Origin of the sequence: Phytohabitans maris (assembly GCF_031085175.1) — a bacterium.
In the GTDB taxonomy this organism is placed as follows: Bacteria; Actinomycetota; Actinomycetes; order Mycobacteriales; family Micromonosporaceae; genus Phytohabitans; species Phytohabitans maris.
Genome location: NZ_JAVHUY010000064.1, coordinates 14,006 through 29,491, shown reverse-complemented (window position 1 = coordinate 29,491; position 15,486 = coordinate 14,006). Strand labels below are relative to the sequence as shown.

Below are 15,486 nucleotides of genomic sequence, written 5' to 3'. Positions count from 1 at the left end.
GAGGCTCCCCCAAGTCGCTCTCACGACCTGGGTGGCGCCTCGACCGCGGCAGAGGGCGGGTGGGTGAAGGCGAGGCTGACGTTGTGCCCGCCGAACGCGAACGAGTTGGAGAGCGCGGCACCGGCGGCCACCTCGCGGGGCGCCTTGCGGACGTGGTCCAGGTCGCACTCGGGGTCGGGGTCGTCCAGGTTGTGGGTGGGCGGCAGCACGCCGCGGTGCAGCGCGAGTACGGTCGCGGCGGCCTCCACCGCCCCGGCGGCGGCGAGCGGGTGGCCGGTGACGCCCTTGACCGAGCTGACCGCCGGCGCGTGCGCGCCGAAGACGGCCCGGATCGCGCGGGCCTCGGCGGCGTCGCCGAGCTTGGTACCGGTGCCGTGCGCGTTGACGTAGCCGACCTCGGCCGGGGCCAGTCCGGCGTCGGCCAGGGCCAGCCGCATCGCGGCCGCGGCGCCGGTGCCGTCATCCCGCGGCGCGGTCGGGTGGTACGCGTCGGTGGCCACGCCCCAGCCGGCGACCTCCGCGTACCCGGGGCGGCCGCGGGCGGCGGCGTGCTCGGCCCGCTCCACGACGAGCACGCCGGCCCCCTCGCCGAGCACGAAGCCGTTGCGCCGCCGGTCGAACGGGCGGCTGGCCTCGGCCGGGTCGGCCCAGCCGCCGGCGAGCGCCCGCGAGTTGCGGAACGTGGTGGCGGCGGTGGGCAGCAGGGGTGCCTCGGCGCCGCCGCAGACCACCACGTCGGCGAGCCCGTCCCGGACGAGCCGGAGCGCCTCGGCGACCGCGTACGCGCCGGAGGCGCAGGCCGTGGAGATGGTCGAGCTGTAGCCGCGCACCCCGTGCCGGATGGCGATCCGGGCGGTGGCCATGTTGGGCAGCATCCCGGCCAGCAGGTACGGGCTGACCGCGGTGTGCCCGGCCGACTGCCGGGCCAGCGCCTCGGCCTCGAACATGCCGAGCCCGCCGAACGCGTTGGCCAGCACGACCGCGGTCCGCGCCGGGTCCACCTCCCGCCCGACCGCGACGCCCGCGTCCGCGAGGGCGGCGTCGGCGGCGGCCATGGCGAGCACCACGAAGCGGTCGACCCGGCGGGCCTCGGCGGGCGGGAGCACGGTGGCCGGGTCGACCCGCGGCGCGAAGCCGGCCGCGTCGAGGATCCCGGCGACCGGGTGGGTGTGCGCCGGGCGGCGTAGCCCGGACCGTCCGGCGCACACCGCGTCGAAGAACCCGGCGGCGCCGGCACCGAGCGGGGTCAGCAGCCCGATCCCGGTGACCACCGCGCGATTCCTCACTTCGCCGCACCGTCCAAAGCGGACGGAGCGGACGCGCGTGCCGAGACGTCGGCGGCGAACTCGCCGAGCGTCATGATGGCCAGCCGTTCCATGTCCTCCTCGCCGAACTTCACCCCGTACGCGTCCTCGACCCGCAGGGCCAGCTCGGCGACGGCGAGCGAGTCGAGGTCGACGCCGGCCGGCCCGAAGACCGTGTCACCGTCGGCGCCGTCGACGTCGAAGTTCATCTGGCGCAGGGACTCGATGGTGAACGCGACCACGTCAGCGGACATCGGCGGCGCCTCCTTTCAGGCGGTGGGTGATTGCTGTGCGGGGACCGCCGGCCGCAGCGGCGGAGCCGGGGAGGCCGCCGCGCGCAGGGCGGGAACGCTGCGCACGAGCTTGCCGGTGGCGGTGCGGGGCAGCCTCGGTACGAGGGTGAGGCGGCGGGGGCGCTTGTATCCGGCCAGCCGCTGGGCGAGCGCCTCCTTGAGCGCCGGCAGCCCGGCCGCGCCGTCCTCGTGCACCACGAACGCCTCGACCGCGCCGTCCCAGGCGACCACGGCCTCGACCACGCCGGGCAGGGTGGCGAGGGCCTGCTCGACCTCGGTCAGGTCGACCTTGAGCCCGCCGACGGAGACCTGCGAGTCGAGCCGGCCCCGGATCGTGACCAGCCCGGTCGCCGGGTCGACCTCGCCGGCGTCCCGGGTGTGCAGCCAGCCGTCCACCCAGCGGGCCGGGTCGCTCAGCCCCACGTACGGGCTGGCCTCCGCGGCGAGCAGCACCTCGCCGCCCTCGGCGCGCAGGGCCATGCCGGGCGCCGGGGCGAGGGCCGGCCGGTGCTCCCCGAAGAGGTCGGTGGCGATGACCCCGGCCTCGGTCATCCCGTACATGTTTCCCAGCGGTACCGGCCAGCGGGCGGCGAACGCCTCCCGGACGGCGGGGCGGACCAGCTCGCCGCCGACCGTCATCCGCTTGAGCTGCGGCAGGTGCCGGTCACGGCCGGCCGCGGCGAGGAACTCGATGTGGAACGGCACGCCGAGCACCGTGGCCGGCTCGGGTCCGGAGGCGATCGCGTCGAGGACCGCGCCGGTGGACAGGAAGGGCGGTACGACGAGCGTGGCCCCGGTGTGCAGGCCGTAGAGGAGGCCGCCGACCAGGCCGAGTACGTGCACGGTCGAGGCGAGCAGCACGATCCGCTCGCCCGGCTCGGGTACCCCGTCGACGAGCCGGTAACGATCCACCTCGGACACGAGGCTGGCGGCGGTCCGACCGATCACCTTGGACGGTCCGGTGGAGCCGGAGCTGAGCTGCAGCAGCGCGTGCGGCGTCCGGGCGGGGCGGCCCGGGTGCGGCGCGACGACCGGCGCACCGTCCGAGGTGGACACGACCAGCTGCGGGGCGATCCGGGCCAGGGCCCGGTCGACCTCGTGCTGGGTGAGCCGGTGGTCGAGGAGCGCCACCTGCGCGCCCACGGTCCAGGCGGCGAGCAGGCTCTCGGCGTACCCGATGCCGGGTGGCATCCGCAGCGCGACGGTGCCGCCCGCGCGCAGGCCCGCGGCGCGGAGGTCGGTGGCCCTTGCCGCGACGCGCCGGCGCAGGTCGCGGCGGGTGAGCGGCTCCCCCAGCCGGAGGCATTCCTGGTCGTCGCGCCCGGCGAGCAGATAGTCGCCCACCCATTCGCCGTCGAATGGGTCGACCGCGATGCCGGCCGGCGCGCCAGGAAACACAATGGCCCCCAAGAAAGAATTCACGCCGCGATATTTCGAAGTGGTTCGGCGGCGATCGGGGCGAACGCTAACAGCGCCTTTCCGGGCGGTCAACCAAGCCGAAAGGCCGTCCGGCGGCGACTCTTCGCGGTCGCCACCGAAGCGGCCTCACGGGACAATCTCCCAAGCTGCGAAAACGTGGCCGACTTCGTTGGCGGCCTGCTTACTGTTCGTATTAGTGATCCATTCCCGAGGCGACCACTACACAATCGCGAGAGGGGGTCTTCCCGGTTTCTAGCGATTGTCGACGTGGTCGCGAGACGGCGTTCGGGCGGGCGCGGGGCCACTCACCGGACGGTGATCTGGTCGAGCAGCTGCGCGAGCCCGTCGGTGCGGGGGGCGACCTCGAGTGCGGGGTCGTCGCTGAGGATGGCCTGCTGCAACAGGTGCAGCCGCTTGGACGGCTCCAGCCCGAGCTCCTCGGTCATGGTCGTGCGCAGCTGCTGGAAGACCCGCAGCGCCTCCTGCCGGCGGCCGCTGCGGTGCAGGGCCACCATGAACTGGGCGTGCAGGTTTTCGTGCAGCCGGTGCTCGGCCATCATGCCGGCCAGGTCGGAGAGCACCTCCTGGTGGCGGCCCAGCCGCAGCCGGGCCTCGATGCCCTGCTCGACGGTGGTGAGCCGGGACTCCTCCAGCCGTTTGACCTGCGGTTGCAGCAGCGGGCCGGCCCGCACGTCGGTGAGCGCCGGGCCGCGCCAGAGCGCCTGCGCCTGGGTCAGCCGTTCGGCCGCGAGCCCGTTCTGCCCGGCGGCGAGCGCTTTGCGCCCTTCGCTGGAGAGCCGTTCGTAGCGCGCCAGGTCGAAGTCGTCGGTGATGCCGCGGAAGAGGTATCCGCCGGGGGTGGTCACGAGGACGCACTTGGCGACCTCGGACGCGGGAATGGCCAGGGCGGCGCTGAACAGCTTGCGCAGGTGCAGCACGTACGTCTGGAGAGTGGTCAGGGCGCTGGCCGGGGGCTCGTGGCCCCACAGCTCCTGGATCAGGGCGGTCACCGGTACGGTCTGGTTCGTTTGCAGCAGCAGCAGCGCGAGTACCGAGCGCGGCTTGGGTGCGGTAGGGGTGGCCGAGGAATCACCACAGATGAGCATCAATGGTCCCAGGACCCGTATTTCCAGGTCCCTTCCCATGACATAAGACATTGATATGGACCTCCGGGGAAACGTGCGCGCGCTTGGGATGATCAGCAATCTACCCGAGCGCGGGCCCGTTTCTGCCAGAGTAGTGACCCCTCCATCCCGGAGAGTGGGCGCGTTTGTTTAGCTGATCGAGGGACTTCTACCTAACCACGCAGTGGTGGGCATCGATCACTAATGCCGGCGCGCCGTAGATATCCGGATTTAGGCTTCGATCACCAGTGATGGAGGTCTATGCCATGCCAACCGTGCAACATGCATCGTGGACTGTCTCCAGAAGACCGCGGATTGTCTGCGGAAGACCGGCCGGGCGGGTGATGACGCGTCGTCCGGTCAGCGTCAGGCGCTCGCCACCCCGGCGAGATGCCGCTGACGCATGAGGAACTTGCGCACCTTGCCGGTGGGGCCGACCACGATCTGGTCGTCCGGCACGGCCACGACCCGGCGCAGCGTCGCGCCGGCCGCCGGGCCGAGCGCCTCGCGCACCGCCCCGGTCCGGTCGGCGTCCGGGTCCGCGCCGGCGTCCAGCATCAGCAGTACGTCGGTGACGACCGCCCCGCCCTCCCGGCCGGCGACGACCGTGCAGTCGCGTACGTCCGGGCAGCGCACCAGGATCCGCTCCTCCGACTGCGCCGTGTAGAGCCAGGCGCCGCCGCCCAGGTCGACCGCGTCCACGGCCCGGTCCACGTGGTAGTAGTAGCCCTCCGCGTCCCGGTACATCAGGTCGCCGGTCAGGTAGTAGCCGCCGAACCGGGTGCGGTAGGTGGTCACCGAGTCGTTCCAGTAGCCGGGCGCGAGGGTGGGCGACCTCAGGCCGACGTGGCCGACCGCGCCCACCGGCACCTCCGTGCCGGTCGCCAGGTCCAGGAGGACGACCTCGGCGAACGGGTACGGGCGGCCGACGCAGCGCCCGTAGCGCTCGCTCTGCGCGGTGTGCGTGACGTGGAACGCCGAGTGCCCCATCTCGGTCGAGCCGATCCCGTCGATGAACCGGGAGCCGGGCACGGTGAGCGGACCGTCCGGTGTGTACCGCTGGTGGCTGCCGACCGCGACGAGCCGGCGGATGTGCGCCTCGTGCGCCGAGTCGCCGGTGTTGAACCACACCTTCACCGAGTCGAGGTCACGCGCGGCGAGGTCGTGGCGGGCAAGCTCGGCCCAGGTGACCGCGAACCCGAACACGCCGGTCGGGCGCCACCGCTCGATCGCGTCCAGCACGGCCGCGCCGCTGGAGGCGAACTCGCCACCCTGGGCGGAGAGGTAGAGCAGCTCGTACCGGTTGCAGAGCGCCTGGTTGACGGTGATGATCCCGGCGGCGTGCGCGGCCGGCAGCACGGACATCTCGCGTACCGGGTGGCTGGGGCGCGGCTCGACCAGCCGCACCCGGCGGATCGCGGCGAAGAGGCTGGCGTGCGAGTGCACGACGGCGGCCGGCACCCGCGTGGTACCCGAGGAGTGCGTGATGACGACCGGGTCGTCGGCGTGGTGCCGGTAGTACGGCGGCGCCGCGGCGGGGTCGCCGGTGCCGGTCTCGGCGGGGTCGACGACGGCCGTCCCGGGCAGCGCGCCGCGGTGGGCCCCGTCCGCGATCACGTACTCCGCCCGCAGCCGCTCCACGAAGCCGGGCGCGACCTCGGCCGGCATGTTGCCGTTCATCAGCGCCGGGATCGCGCCGATCCGGGCCAGGGCGAAGAAGTTCAGGAACACGTCGGCGGCCGAGGTGACGTACACGGCGACCGGGTCGCGCGGGCGCACGCCGTGCGCGTACAGCCAGGCGGCCCGGGCGGCGGCCCGCTCCTCCAGGGCGCCCAGGGTCAGCGGCTCGTACGCCGGGCGCCCGTCGACCGGGGTGTCGAACGTGATCCCCGGCCCCGCCGGGTCGGCACCGTGCTCGCGCAGCTTGGGCAGTACGTTGCCGGCGCCCAGCTCCGGGTCGGCGACGAGGGCGGCTCGGATGTTCTTCTCGCTCATTGCGTCCCCTTACCGGATCGTGCGGGCGTGCGAGCTTTTCGGCCCGCGTGGGATCGTGCGAGCTTTTCGGCCCGCTTGGAATCGTGCGGGCGCTCGGCCCGCGCGGGATCGGTGGGCGTGCGAGCTTGCGGCCCGTGCCCGGTCAGCGGATCGTGCGCGTGAAAAGCCTTGTGGACCAGGCGATGGCGACGGCGGCCAGGACGGTGACGCCGGCCAGCCCTTGCCAGATCGCGGTGTCGCCGGTGTTTCCCTCGAAGAGTGAACGCATACCGTTGGTGACCCAGTAGAACGGGTTCCAGTCGGCGACCGCCTGGATCCACGCCGGCGCCAGCGCGACCGGCAGCAGCACGCCGGCGAGGAGCGCGACCGGCTGCGCCACGGTGTTCATCACCGGGCCGAGCGCGCCCTCCTTGCGCACCAGCAGCGTCACCGCGTACGACAGCGAGGTCGTCATCAACGCGATGACGCACAGCAGCAGGTACGCCAGCAGCAGGTCGAGCACGCCGACGGAGAGCCCGAACGGCACCGCGATGGCGGTGATGATGAGCGCCTGCACCAGCAGCGAGGCCACGTCGCGCAGGGCCCGGCCGAGCAGCAGCGCGGAGCGGCTCACCGGCGTCACCCGGGCCCGTTCGATGATGCCGGCGCGCAGCTCGGCGAGCAGGCCGAAGCCGGTGAAGAGGCCGCCGTACAGGCACATCACGACGAGCAGGCCGGGAACGTAGACCCGGTAGGCGTCGCCGTAGCTGTCCGCGCCCATGGAGGCCAGCGCCGGCTTGAGCATCGGCGCGAACAGCACCAGGTAGGTGATCGGCTGGGCGAGGCCGAAGATGAGCCAGGTCCGGCTGCGCAGCATCAGGGACATCTGCCGCTGGAAGACCAGCCACGTGTCGCGGGCGAGTTTCACGGGTCGGACGGTATGGCCTTTCCGCGACCGGCGACAAGCGCCTTGACCGGACGTCGAGCCCACCTCCGCTCGCGCTTCGACCGGGAGTCAAGCTCCGTCTACTTAGACTCCTGCCGATGATGACGCATCGATCGCCGTTCCGCTTCGACCGCGGCTCCCTGTTTCGTGCCGAGGGCGGCTTTCCGCTGGGGTTCGAGAGCGGCACTCCGTCCCGTTCCGACGGCGGCTTTCCGCTGGGCTTCGAGGGCGGCTTCGGATGATGGCGCATCGCGTTCCCGTGCGGTTCGAAGGCGGCGGCAGCGGCGTCGAGGAGCTGTCGTGGGGCCAGCGCGAGCTGTGGGAGGCGATGCGGCGGCAGCTCACCTGGATGCCGATGGGATACGCGCTCCCGGTCCCGCCGGGGACCACAGTGGACGATGCGGTCGCCCAGCTGCGCTTCATGATGGGGCGCTACCAGTCGATGCGCACCCGGGTGCGCCGGGACCCGGACGGCCGGGACCGGCAGGTGGTCGCCGCCTCCGGCGAGATCGACCTGGAGGTCGTGGACGCCGCCGACGGCGAGGATCCGGCGGCCGTGGCCGAGTCGGTGCGCCAGCGCTTCTGCGCCGCCGACCACGACTTCGCCCGCGACTGGCCGGTGCGGATGGCGGTCGTGCGCCACCACGGCGTACCCACCCACCAGGTGGTGATCCTCTGCCATCTGGTGACCGACGGCTTCGGCGCGCTCGTCATCATGCGCGAGATCGGCGACCGTGACCTGGTGCACGGCCGCACGCCCGCCCCGCCGGTCACCACGCTGGAGCCGATGGCGCAGGCCCGCTGGGAGGCGTCGCCGGCCGGGCAGCGTGAACACGCGGCCGTGCTCCGGCGCTGGGAAGCGGTGCTGCGCACCATCCCGGCCCGCCGCTTTCCCGGCCCGGCCGACCCGCGCGAGCCACGCCACTGGCAGGTGCGGCTCGACTCCCCCGCGACCCTGCTCGCCGTCCGCGCGATCCGGGCACGCACCACAGTGGACACCTCCACCATCCTCCTCGCCCTCTTCGCCGCCGCCTGGGCCCGGGTCAGCGGCACCGACCCGGTCGTGACCCGGGTCGTGGCGCACAACCGCTTCCGGCGTGGGCTCGCCGAGACGGTCAGTCCGATCACGCACACCGGTCTTTGCGTCATCCCGCTCGACGGCGGCACGTTCGACGAGACACTGTCCACCGTGCACCGCCGGGCGATGGCCGCGTACCGGTACGCGTACTACGATCCCCGCGCCCTCGACACGCTCGTCGCCCGAGTGGCCGCCGAGCGGGGCGAGGAGCTCGACCTGTCCTGCTTCTTCAACGACCGCCGGCTGGTCACCCGCGACCTCACCGAGGCGCCGCCACCCGCCGACCCCGCCGAGGTGACCGCCGCGCTGAGCCGCAGCCGGCTGCGGTGGCACAGCCAGGACAAGCCGGTGGAACGGCTCTTCGCGACCATCAACGACGAACCCGACACGCTCGACTACGAGCTGCTCGCCGACAGCCACCACGTCGCGCCCGCCGACCTCGCGGCCTGCGTACGCGGCATGGAGGCACTCGCCGTCGCGGCGGCGTTCGACCCCTCCGTACGGGTCCTGGAGAAGGTGGCGACATGACGCGGATCACGGTGCCGTTCAAGGCCGATCCCCCCGACGGCGAGGCCGTCGAAGAGCTCTCCTGGGGGCAGCGCGAAATCTGGACCGCCATGGTGCGGCAGGAGTGGTGGCTGCCCATCGGGTACGCCCGCGCCGTGCCGCCGGGGACCACAGTGGAGGATCTGGCGGACGAGGTGCGGTACATGATGAGCCGCTACCCCACGCTCCGCACCACCCTCCGGTACGACCCGGACGGCCGCACCCGGCAGGTCGTGGCCGGCGCCGGCGAGATCGAGGTGGAGCTCGTCGACGCCGCCGACGACGAGGACCCGGAGCGGGTCGCCGACCAGGTACGGCAGCGGTACTGGGACGGCGACTACGACCTCGTACACGGCTGGCCGATCTGGGTCGCCGTCATCCGCCACCGCGGCGCCCCCACCCACCTCGTCACCGTGATGAGCCACCTGGTGCTGGACGCGTTCGGCGGGATCGTGATGCTGGAGGAGGTCGCCGCCCGCCCCGCCGAGCCCACCGCGATGCCCCCCGCCGAGCAGGTGCGCTGGCAGGCGTCCCCAGCCGGCCAGCGGCAGAACGCGGCCGCGCTGCGCTACTGGGAGAAGGTGCTCCGCGCGGTACCGGCCCGGCGCTTCCCGCACCGCCACGAGCCCCGCGCGCCCCGGCACTGGGAGGGGCGGTTCCGCTCCCCCGCCGCCCACCTGGCGCTGCGCGTGCTCGCCGCACGCACCAAAGTGGACGCCTCACCGCTGCTGCTCGCCACGTTCGCGATCGCGATGGCCCGGCACACCGGCATCAACCCCGTCGTGGTCCAGGTCGTCGTCAACAACCGCTTCCGGCCGGGCCTGGCCCGCTCGATGAGCCCGCTCAGCCAGACCGGCGTCTGCGCCATCGACCTCGCCGGGCTCAGCGTCGACGACGCGGTACGGCTCACCGCCCGGCAGGCGATCGCCGCGTACAAGCATGCCTACTACAACCCGTCCGATGTGGACGACCTCGTTGCCCGGCTGGCGCGGGAACGGGGCGAGGAGCTCGACCTCGCCTGCTTCTTCAACGACCGCCGCATCGAGGTCCGCACCCAGGCGCCCACCCCGCCACCGGCACCGTCCGAGGTGTACGCCGCCCTGCCCCGCTCGACGTTCGAGTGGACGCGGCGGCGGGACACGTCGTTCGAGCGGATGTTCGCGCACATCGAGGACGTGCCGGACGCGATGGCCATCACCGTCGCCGGCGACACCCACTACATGTCCCCGGACGACCTGGAGGCCGTCGTACGCGGCATGGAGGCGGTCGCGGTCGAGGCGGCGCTCGACCCGGCGGCCACGACCGGGGTACACCGGTCATGACCGCCCTGGAAGCCGTCGCCACGTACCTGCCGCAGCGGCGGGTGCCCCTCGAAGAGCTCGCCGGCGAGCTCGACCTGACCCCGATGCAGGTACGCCTGTTCCGCCGCTTCCACAAGCTCTCCGACGTGTGCCGGGCGCCCGGCGCGGCCCCGCTCGACCTGCTCCTCGCCGCCGTGTCCAAGCTGGACGATCTGCCGGCCGTGCGGCACCGCGTGCGGTACGTGCTCTGGGCCCGCACGTTCCCGGTCGTCGTGCCGTACCCGCTCAACCCGCTCGACACGATGTGCCGGCTGCTCGGGCTGGACCAGGCGGTCGCGTTCACGGTCACCCACCACGCCTGCGCGACCGGGCTGCTCGCCATCGACGTGGCCGGACGGCTGCTCGCCGGCTCGCCACCGGACGCGCTGGCCCTCGTGGTCGCCGGGGAGAAGGCGTTCACGCACGACGCCCGGGTGGTGCCGGAGACCTCCGTCTTCGGCGAGGGCGCCTCGGCCTGCCTGGTGCGGCACGACGGCCCGCGTGACCGGTTGCTCGCGTACGCGGTCAACCAGCGCGGTGACTTCGACGACGAGGTCACCACCGACACCGGCCGCTTCCAGGAGGAGTACCAGGCGTCGCTCATGGCCGCGATCCGGGCCGCCGTCGACCGGGCCGGCGTGGCGATCGACGACATCGCCCTGGTGCTGCCCCACAACGTCAACGTCGTGGCCTGGCAGCGGCTCTGCCGGCGGATCGGCTATCCGGTCGACCGGGTGCTGCTGGACAACGTACCGCTCACCGCGCACGTCTTCTGCGCCGACGCGTTCGTCAACTACCAGACCGCCCGCGCGCGCGGACTGCTGCGCCCGGGCGACCGGTACCTGGTCGCCGCCGCCGGTGCCGGGCGCGGGGCGACGTTCTCGGCGATGGTCTTCGCGCACTGATGGCATTGGGGGATTCCACTATGGAGCAGCTCGACACCGACCTGCGGCCGCGGGTCGTGGACAGCATCCGCACGCTGCTGCCGCGGGTGCTGCGCAAGGAAATGCCCGAGCCGACCGAGCAGAGCCGACTGATGGAGGACCTCGGCATGAGCTCGTCCAGCACGCTGGAGCTGATGCTGGAGCTGGAAGAGGACCTCGCGCTCCAGATCGACGTCGAAGACATCGACCGGGACGACTTCGCGACGGTCGGCACGCTCGCCGACTTCGTCGTACGGCACCTGATACCGGCGGAGTGAGCGATGCTCTGGCTGGCGCGGGCCACCCGCCGGGTCTTCGACGAGCCCGCCGCGCGGAGCGCGCACCCCTCACACGGGCCACACTTCGCCGGCTACCTCGCCGACCTGCTGGAGCCGTACGGCCTCGCACCCCGCCCGCCGGCCGGCGGCCAGTCGTACGGCGAGATGGCCGCCGCGCTCATCGCCGACCTGGTACGGCCGGACGAGCCAGTCGACCTGCTGGTGCTCGCGTTCGCGGTGCCGGACGTACGCCCGGGACGGGCCACCGCCACCTACCTGAGCCACGTCTGCCCCGGCGCGCCCCTGGCGTTCGCCGTCTGCGACCAGGGCGTGGCGGCCGGGTTCACCGCGCTGCGGATCGCCGAGGCGTACCCGGACCGCCGGCGCTCGCTGGTCGTCGTGGTCGAGCAGGCCACGCTCCACTACGACCTCCCCGCGCCCGCCCCGCTGCCGGCCCGCCACGCGGGTGTCGCCCTGCTGTGCGGCGACTCAGGCGTGGCCCGGGTCTCCTCCGTCGTCGTGCGGCGGGGCGAACCGGTGGCCGGCGATCTGCGGCCAGCCGCCGGCCAGCCGTACACCGGCGTGTGGTGGGCGCTCGCCGGCGAGCTGGCCGACCCGACGCCGCGGCGGGTGGTGGTCGCCGACCACGACCCGGTGCTCGGGTACGCCTGCTCCTCCACTGTGGACTTCGTGGCGCCGCGACGGAACGGGGGTGTCACGGGTGTCCGAGTGGGACTGGGGGCGGCCTGAGGAGCTGTCCGCGCGGATGGACGCGTTCCTCGTGGAGGGGGCGACCTGCGACAAGCTGGAGGAGGTCGCGTCCCCTCCGTACGACCGGGCCGCCCTGGACGGGCTCGGCGTCACCGGCGTGGAGTTCGCGGCGTGGAAGAGCCGGCACCCGGCGGCGCTCGCCTCCGACGTGGTGCCACTGCGCGCCCCGGACGGTGTGGCCGCGCCCGACCGGGTGTACCGGGTGGACGGTGAGGCCCTCTTCGCCGCGCTGGACATCCGCCGGCCGCTCCCCTTCGCCGACGGCTCGGTCGACTGGGTGTACGCCGAGCACCTCGTCGAGCACGTCTCGCTCAGCGACGCCATCGGCTGGCTCACCGAGGTCCGGCGGATCCTCGCACCGGGCGGGGTGCTCCGGCTCACCACACCCGACCTCGCGACCTATGTGGACGGTTACCGCCAGGGCAGCCCGTTCTTCCCCCGCCACCGGAGCCGCCTGCGCGCCGCCGGCCTGGGCCCGCCGATGCCGGCCCGGCGGGCGTTCATGTTCAACCAGCTCTTCTACCTGTACGGCCACCGCTGGCTCTACGACTTCGACGAGATGCGGTACGCGCTGTCGGCCGCCGGTTTCGCCCCCGACACGGTCGAGCGCCGCTCCTTCCGCGACGGGGTACGACCCGACGTCGCCGACCTGGACCGGGTGCTGCGCAACGACGAAAGCCTCTACGTCGAGGTGGTAAAACGGGACGCATGAGCTATCCACCCACGCTGTACACCGGCGAGAGCGGCGAGGCCACCGCCACCTACCGCCCCGACGGCCACGAGCCCGAGCTGACCTACCCGAAGACCGGCGGCACCGTCCACTACCTGGCGACACACGCCTCGACCGGCGGCCAGTTCGGCCTGTACCGCTGGGAGATGGGTCGCGCGCCGAGCGGCCCGGACCCGCACCTCCACCGGACCATCTCCGAGTCGTTCTACGTCCTCACCGGCACGATCCGCATCTACGACGGCAAGCGGTGGATCGACTGCACGCCCGGCGACTTCGTGCACGTGCCCGCGGGAGGCGTACACGGGTTTCGCAACGAGTCCGGCGAGCCGGCCTCCATGCTGCTGCACTTCGCGCCGGGCGCGCCGCGGGAAGGCTACTTCGAGGGGCTGCTCGACCTCGCGTCCAAGTCCGACGAGGAAAAGGCAGCCTTCTTCCTCGAACACGACACCTACTGGCTCTGACCCGCGACCGAGCCCGGTAAAGACCTCCGCGGAGGACGCGGCCGTTCTCGGTGGTCGGCGTGGTCTTGGAGAACGCCCATGTCGCAGCCTTGACCAAGTGGGTGGTGGTTGGCGTTGAGCCAGGCCGCGCTCGCGAAACTCACGTTTCGTGATCCGGCGGCCTCGCCCTCGGCGATTGGCATATATCCGTCCCGCAGGCGCCGCCTGCTCTCGATGGTTGTGAATCTAGAACGTTTAGGGCGGATATAGAGCCCTAAACGTTCTAGATCGGCTTCGGATCCGCTTCCGCCCGTGGCAAATGGAGCGGTGACCGCGACCAGGCGCGCAGGGGTGCGGGAGCGGCGGCGCGGTCCCGATGCCACTCACCGATCTTGGTCAAGATCGCGCGACCGACCGGGACGGTCCCATGATCGGCACTCCAAGATCAGCCCGAGGCGCAGAGTCCAGCAGACACCGCTCAAACAGCGGACCGTCCCAGCAGATCGTGGTACGAATCCGCCCGCCCGAGGGCACCTGCGTACCACGATCTCAACGCCCGCCTGGTGATCGCGGCCCGGCCCGCCCGGGCCAGGGCGACGGCCTGACGGTCCCGAGCGTGTCGAGCTCACGGCCTTGATCGAACTAGCGTGAGTGGCATTGGGTCCAGACCCCGGCTCCCGCGGCCTCACCCTCCGCGCTTGCCCACCCCTGTCCCCTCGACGTCTACGTGGCGCCTGCGGGACACCCGCCGACAAAATCCCTGACTTTGCTGCCTCAGCACGAGCCGGAAGCAGCAAAGTCAGGGATTTTGTCGCTTCCCGGCCGCGCCCTCGATCGTGGGGTGTCCGGCCGCGGTCGTCGGCGTCGGGAGTCGCATCTGTAACCGCCTGCACAACCCGTAGGCATCCTAGGAGGCTAGCTCGCCTCCTCTCGCCCGGGCGGCCGGGGCCGGTGCGTGGCCGCGCTGGGCGCAGTAGTGCGCCCAGCCCGGGAGCTTCGTCGACAGACACCCTGTCCGGAGCCCGCGCGGACCGCGCGGACGTCGCGACGAGCCAACACGAACTCCGCCGCAAGCCGACCCGGGCGTCACGGCGAGCCAACACGAACTCCGCCGCAAGCCGACCCGGACGGCGCGGCCAGCAAGCACGAACGGCGCGGACGACGCCGCGGACCAGCACAGACCTCGCTGCGAGGCAGCACGGACGGCGCGGACGGGCGGGACGGGCCAGCGCAGGCGGGACGGGCCAGCGCAGGCGGGACGGGCCAGCGCAGGGCAGGCGGGACGGGCCAGCGCAGGCGGGACGGGCCAGCGCAGGCGGGACGGACGGGGCCGGGAACGGACGGGACGGACGACGCCGCGGACCAGCACGGACTTCGCTGCGAAGCAGCATGGACGGCGCGGACGGGCAAGGCGGGCCAGCGCGGACGGGACGGGGCCGACGGAACAGGCGGGACGGGCCAGCGCGGACGGGACGGGCGGGGCGGACGGCGGCGCGGGCGAGGCGGTGGGGATGCGGCGCCGGCGGGCGAGTACGAGCGCGCCGCCGCCCGGGGTGGCGCGGGGCGGAAAGCGGGAGGCGTGGGCGACCGCGTGGCGGTGCGCTCCGTCCAGGTCGGGCGGCCGCAGACTGGGCGGATGGGCGAGATCGTGGGCGTGGCCGACCTCGATTACTACGTGGTCATGGAGGGCGGCGGGCGGGCGGCGGCGGTGGTCGTCGAGGAGTTCGTGCTGGCGGGGGATCACACCGCGGCGGGGCTGGCCAGCGCCGCTTGGACCGCCGGTGGTTGGGGGCCGTCGCTGAGCCGGCGGATGCGGTCGGACCCGGACCTGCGGGCGCGGGTGGTGTTCGCGACGCGGGTCGGTGCGGCGGAGGCGTTCCGGGTGCTGGGCGGGGGTGAGCTGCCCGGCGAGGCGGAGCTGCGGCGGCGGCTTCGGGACTACGACGCGCTGAACGCGGCGCCGCCGCTGCGGCTCGGGCTCACCGACACCCCGTACTACCGCATTCTCTTCGCCGGGGAGCCGGCCGACGAGAGCGCGCACCCCGGCCTGCGGCGGATCGGCAACGGGGTGGCCTGGTGCGTCGACATCACCGCGCCGGAGGGGACCAACGTCGGGTCGGAGCTCCGGGCGGCGCGCGACGCCATGCGCCGCAACGGGCTCATCCCCGTGACCGTCGAGCGGTTCTACTGAGCCCCGCTCAGGCCGCCAGCGGTCTGAGCCGCGCGCCGCCGGGCCGCAACCAGGCCGCCACGCCCGCACCGAGCCGCCGGGCCGCACCAGATCGCCACGCCCGCCCAGAGCGCCACGCCCGCACCAGAC

The 15,486-nt window shown here is 73.1% G+C and carries 15 protein-coding genes; 9 read left to right on the top strand and 6 right to left on the bottom strand.

The genetic code is table 11. From position 1 onward, the window contains the following. Positions 1–20: 20 nt before the first annotated feature. The 6 genes from RB614_RS40930 to RB614_RS40905 form a co-directional block, all read right to left on the bottom strand. A complete protein-coding gene (locus RB614_RS40930) occupies positions 21–1,286 on the bottom strand; it encodes a beta-ketoacyl-[acyl-carrier-protein] synthase family protein (protein WP_308718118.1) in 1,266 nt (421 codons plus the stop codon). Continuing rightward, positions 1,283–1,558 carry a phosphopantetheine-binding protein gene (locus RB614_RS40925; RefSeq protein ID WP_308718117.1) on the bottom strand — a complete coding sequence of 92 codons (276 nt, stop codon included), beginning with the start codon at positions 1,556–1,558 and terminating at the stop codon, positions 1,283–1,285. The genes RB614_RS40930 and RB614_RS40925 overlap by 4 nt, the downstream gene beginning before the upstream one ends. Before the next feature lie 15 nt (positions 1,559–1,573). Continuing rightward, positions 1,574–2,995 (bottom strand): class I adenylate-forming enzyme family protein, encoded by a 1,422-nt coding sequence (locus RB614_RS40920; RefSeq protein WP_428983211.1) that lies wholly within the window; start codon positions 2,993–2,995, stop codon positions 1,574–1,576. A gap of 326 nt (positions 2,996–3,321) precedes the next feature. After that, entirely contained in the window at positions 3,322–4,161 is an 840-nt protein-coding gene (locus RB614_RS40915) for an AfsR/SARP family transcriptional regulator (protein ID WP_308718116.1), read from the bottom strand. A gap of 345 nt (positions 4,162–4,506) precedes the next feature. After that, a complete protein-coding gene (locus RB614_RS40910; RefSeq protein WP_308718115.1) occupies positions 4,507–6,135 on the bottom strand; it encodes a class I adenylate-forming enzyme family protein in 1,629 nt (542 codons plus the stop codon). A 142-nt stretch (positions 6,136–6,277) separates the two neighbouring features. Continuing rightward, the gene (locus tag RB614_RS40905; protein WP_308718114.1) at positions 6,278–7,042 is read right to left on the bottom strand and encodes an ABC transporter permease; all 765 of its coding nucleotides are present in this window, start codon (positions 7,040–7,042) and stop codon (positions 6,278–6,280) included. 116 nt (positions 7,043–7,158) lie between these two features. On the opposite strand from RB614_RS40905, the gene RB614_RS40900 reads away from it, so the two are divergent. The 9 genes from RB614_RS40900 (at position 7,159) to RB614_RS40860 (ending at position 15,357) form a co-directional block, all read left to right on the top strand. Further along, positions 7,159–7,302 carry a hypothetical protein gene (locus RB614_RS40900; protein ID WP_308718113.1) on the top strand — a complete coding sequence of 48 codons (144 nt, stop codon included), beginning with the start codon at positions 7,159–7,161 and terminating at the stop codon, positions 7,300–7,302. 17 nt (positions 7,303–7,319) lie between these two features. Beyond that, entirely contained in the window at positions 7,320–8,666 is a 1,347-nt protein-coding gene (locus RB614_RS40895) for a condensation domain-containing protein (RefSeq protein WP_308718112.1), read from the top strand. Next, positions 8,663–10,006 carry a condensation domain-containing protein gene (locus tag RB614_RS40890; RefSeq protein WP_308718111.1) on the top strand — a complete coding sequence of 448 codons (1,344 nt, stop codon included), beginning with the start codon at positions 8,663–8,665 and terminating at the stop codon, positions 10,004–10,006. Before RB614_RS40895 ends, RB614_RS40890 begins: the two co-directional genes overlap by 4 nt. After that, positions 10,003–10,929 carry a 3-oxoacyl-[acyl-carrier-protein] synthase III C-terminal domain-containing protein gene (locus RB614_RS40885; RefSeq protein WP_308718110.1) on the top strand — a complete coding sequence of 309 codons (927 nt, stop codon included), beginning with the start codon at positions 10,003–10,005 and terminating at the stop codon, positions 10,927–10,929. The genes RB614_RS40890 and RB614_RS40885 overlap by 4 nt, the downstream gene beginning before the upstream one ends. Before the next feature lie 20 nt (positions 10,930–10,949). Then, on the top strand, positions 10,950–11,225 hold the full coding sequence (locus tag RB614_RS40880; RefSeq protein WP_308718109.1) for a phosphopantetheine-binding protein: 276 nt from the start codon (positions 10,950–10,952) through the stop codon (positions 11,223–11,225). 3 nt (positions 11,226–11,228) lie between these two features. Further along, a complete protein-coding gene (locus RB614_RS40875; RefSeq protein ID WP_308718108.1) occupies positions 11,229–11,975 on the top strand; it encodes a hypothetical protein in 747 nt (248 codons plus the stop codon). Further along, complete coding sequence (locus RB614_RS40870) at positions 11,947–12,708, top strand: class I SAM-dependent methyltransferase (RefSeq protein ID WP_308718107.1); 762 nt, start codon at positions 11,947–11,949, stop codon at positions 12,706–12,708. The genes RB614_RS40875 and RB614_RS40870 overlap by 29 nt, the downstream gene beginning before the upstream one ends. Continuing rightward, positions 12,705–13,187 (top strand): cupin domain-containing protein, encoded by a 483-nt coding sequence (locus tag RB614_RS40865; protein ID WP_308718106.1) that lies wholly within the window; start codon positions 12,705–12,707, stop codon positions 13,185–13,187. The genes RB614_RS40870 and RB614_RS40865 overlap by 4 nt, the downstream gene beginning before the upstream one ends. 1,615 nt (positions 13,188–14,802) lie before the next feature. Then, entirely contained in the window at positions 14,803–15,357 is a 555-nt protein-coding gene (locus RB614_RS40860) for a hypothetical protein (protein WP_308718105.1), read from the top strand. Positions 15,358–15,486 lie beyond the last annotated feature (129 nt).

What these genes read in the sequence shown, in the direction of transcription:
- RB614_RS40925 (WP_308718117.1), bottom strand. Translation starts at nt 1,558, where the DNA reads ATGTCCGCTGACGTGGTCGCGTTCACCATCGAGTCCCTGCGCCAGATG.
- RB614_RS40915 (WP_308718116.1), bottom strand. Translation starts at nt 4,161, where the DNA reads ATGGGAAGGGACCTGGAAATACGGGTCCTGGGACCATTGATGCTCATC.
- RB614_RS40910 (WP_308718115.1), bottom strand. Translation starts at nt 6,135, where the DNA reads ATGAGCGAGAAGAACATCCGAGCCGCCCTCGTCGCCGACCCGGAGCTG.
- RB614_RS40900 (WP_308718113.1), top strand. Translation starts at nt 7,159, where the DNA reads ATGATGACGCATCGATCGCCGTTCCGCTTCGACCGCGGCTCCCTGTTT.
- RB614_RS40890 (WP_308718111.1), top strand. Translation starts at nt 8,663, where the DNA reads ATGACGCGGATCACGGTGCCGTTCAAGGCCGATCCCCCCGACGGCGAG.
- RB614_RS40885 (WP_308718110.1), top strand. Translation starts at nt 10,003, where the DNA reads ATGACCGCCCTGGAAGCCGTCGCCACGTACCTGCCGCAGCGGCGGGTG.
- RB614_RS40880 (WP_308718109.1), top strand. Translation starts at nt 10,950, where the DNA reads ATGGAGCAGCTCGACACCGACCTGCGGCCGCGGGTCGTGGACAGCATC.
- RB614_RS40875 (WP_308718108.1), top strand. Translation starts at nt 11,229, where the DNA reads ATGCTCTGGCTGGCGCGGGCCACCCGCCGGGTCTTCGACGAGCCCGCC.
- RB614_RS40865 (WP_308718106.1), top strand. Translation starts at nt 12,705, where the DNA reads ATGAGCTATCCACCCACGCTGTACACCGGCGAGAGCGGCGAGGCCACC.
- RB614_RS40860 (WP_308718105.1), top strand. Translation starts at nt 14,803, where the DNA reads ATGGGCGAGATCGTGGGCGTGGCCGACCTCGATTACTACGTGGTCATG.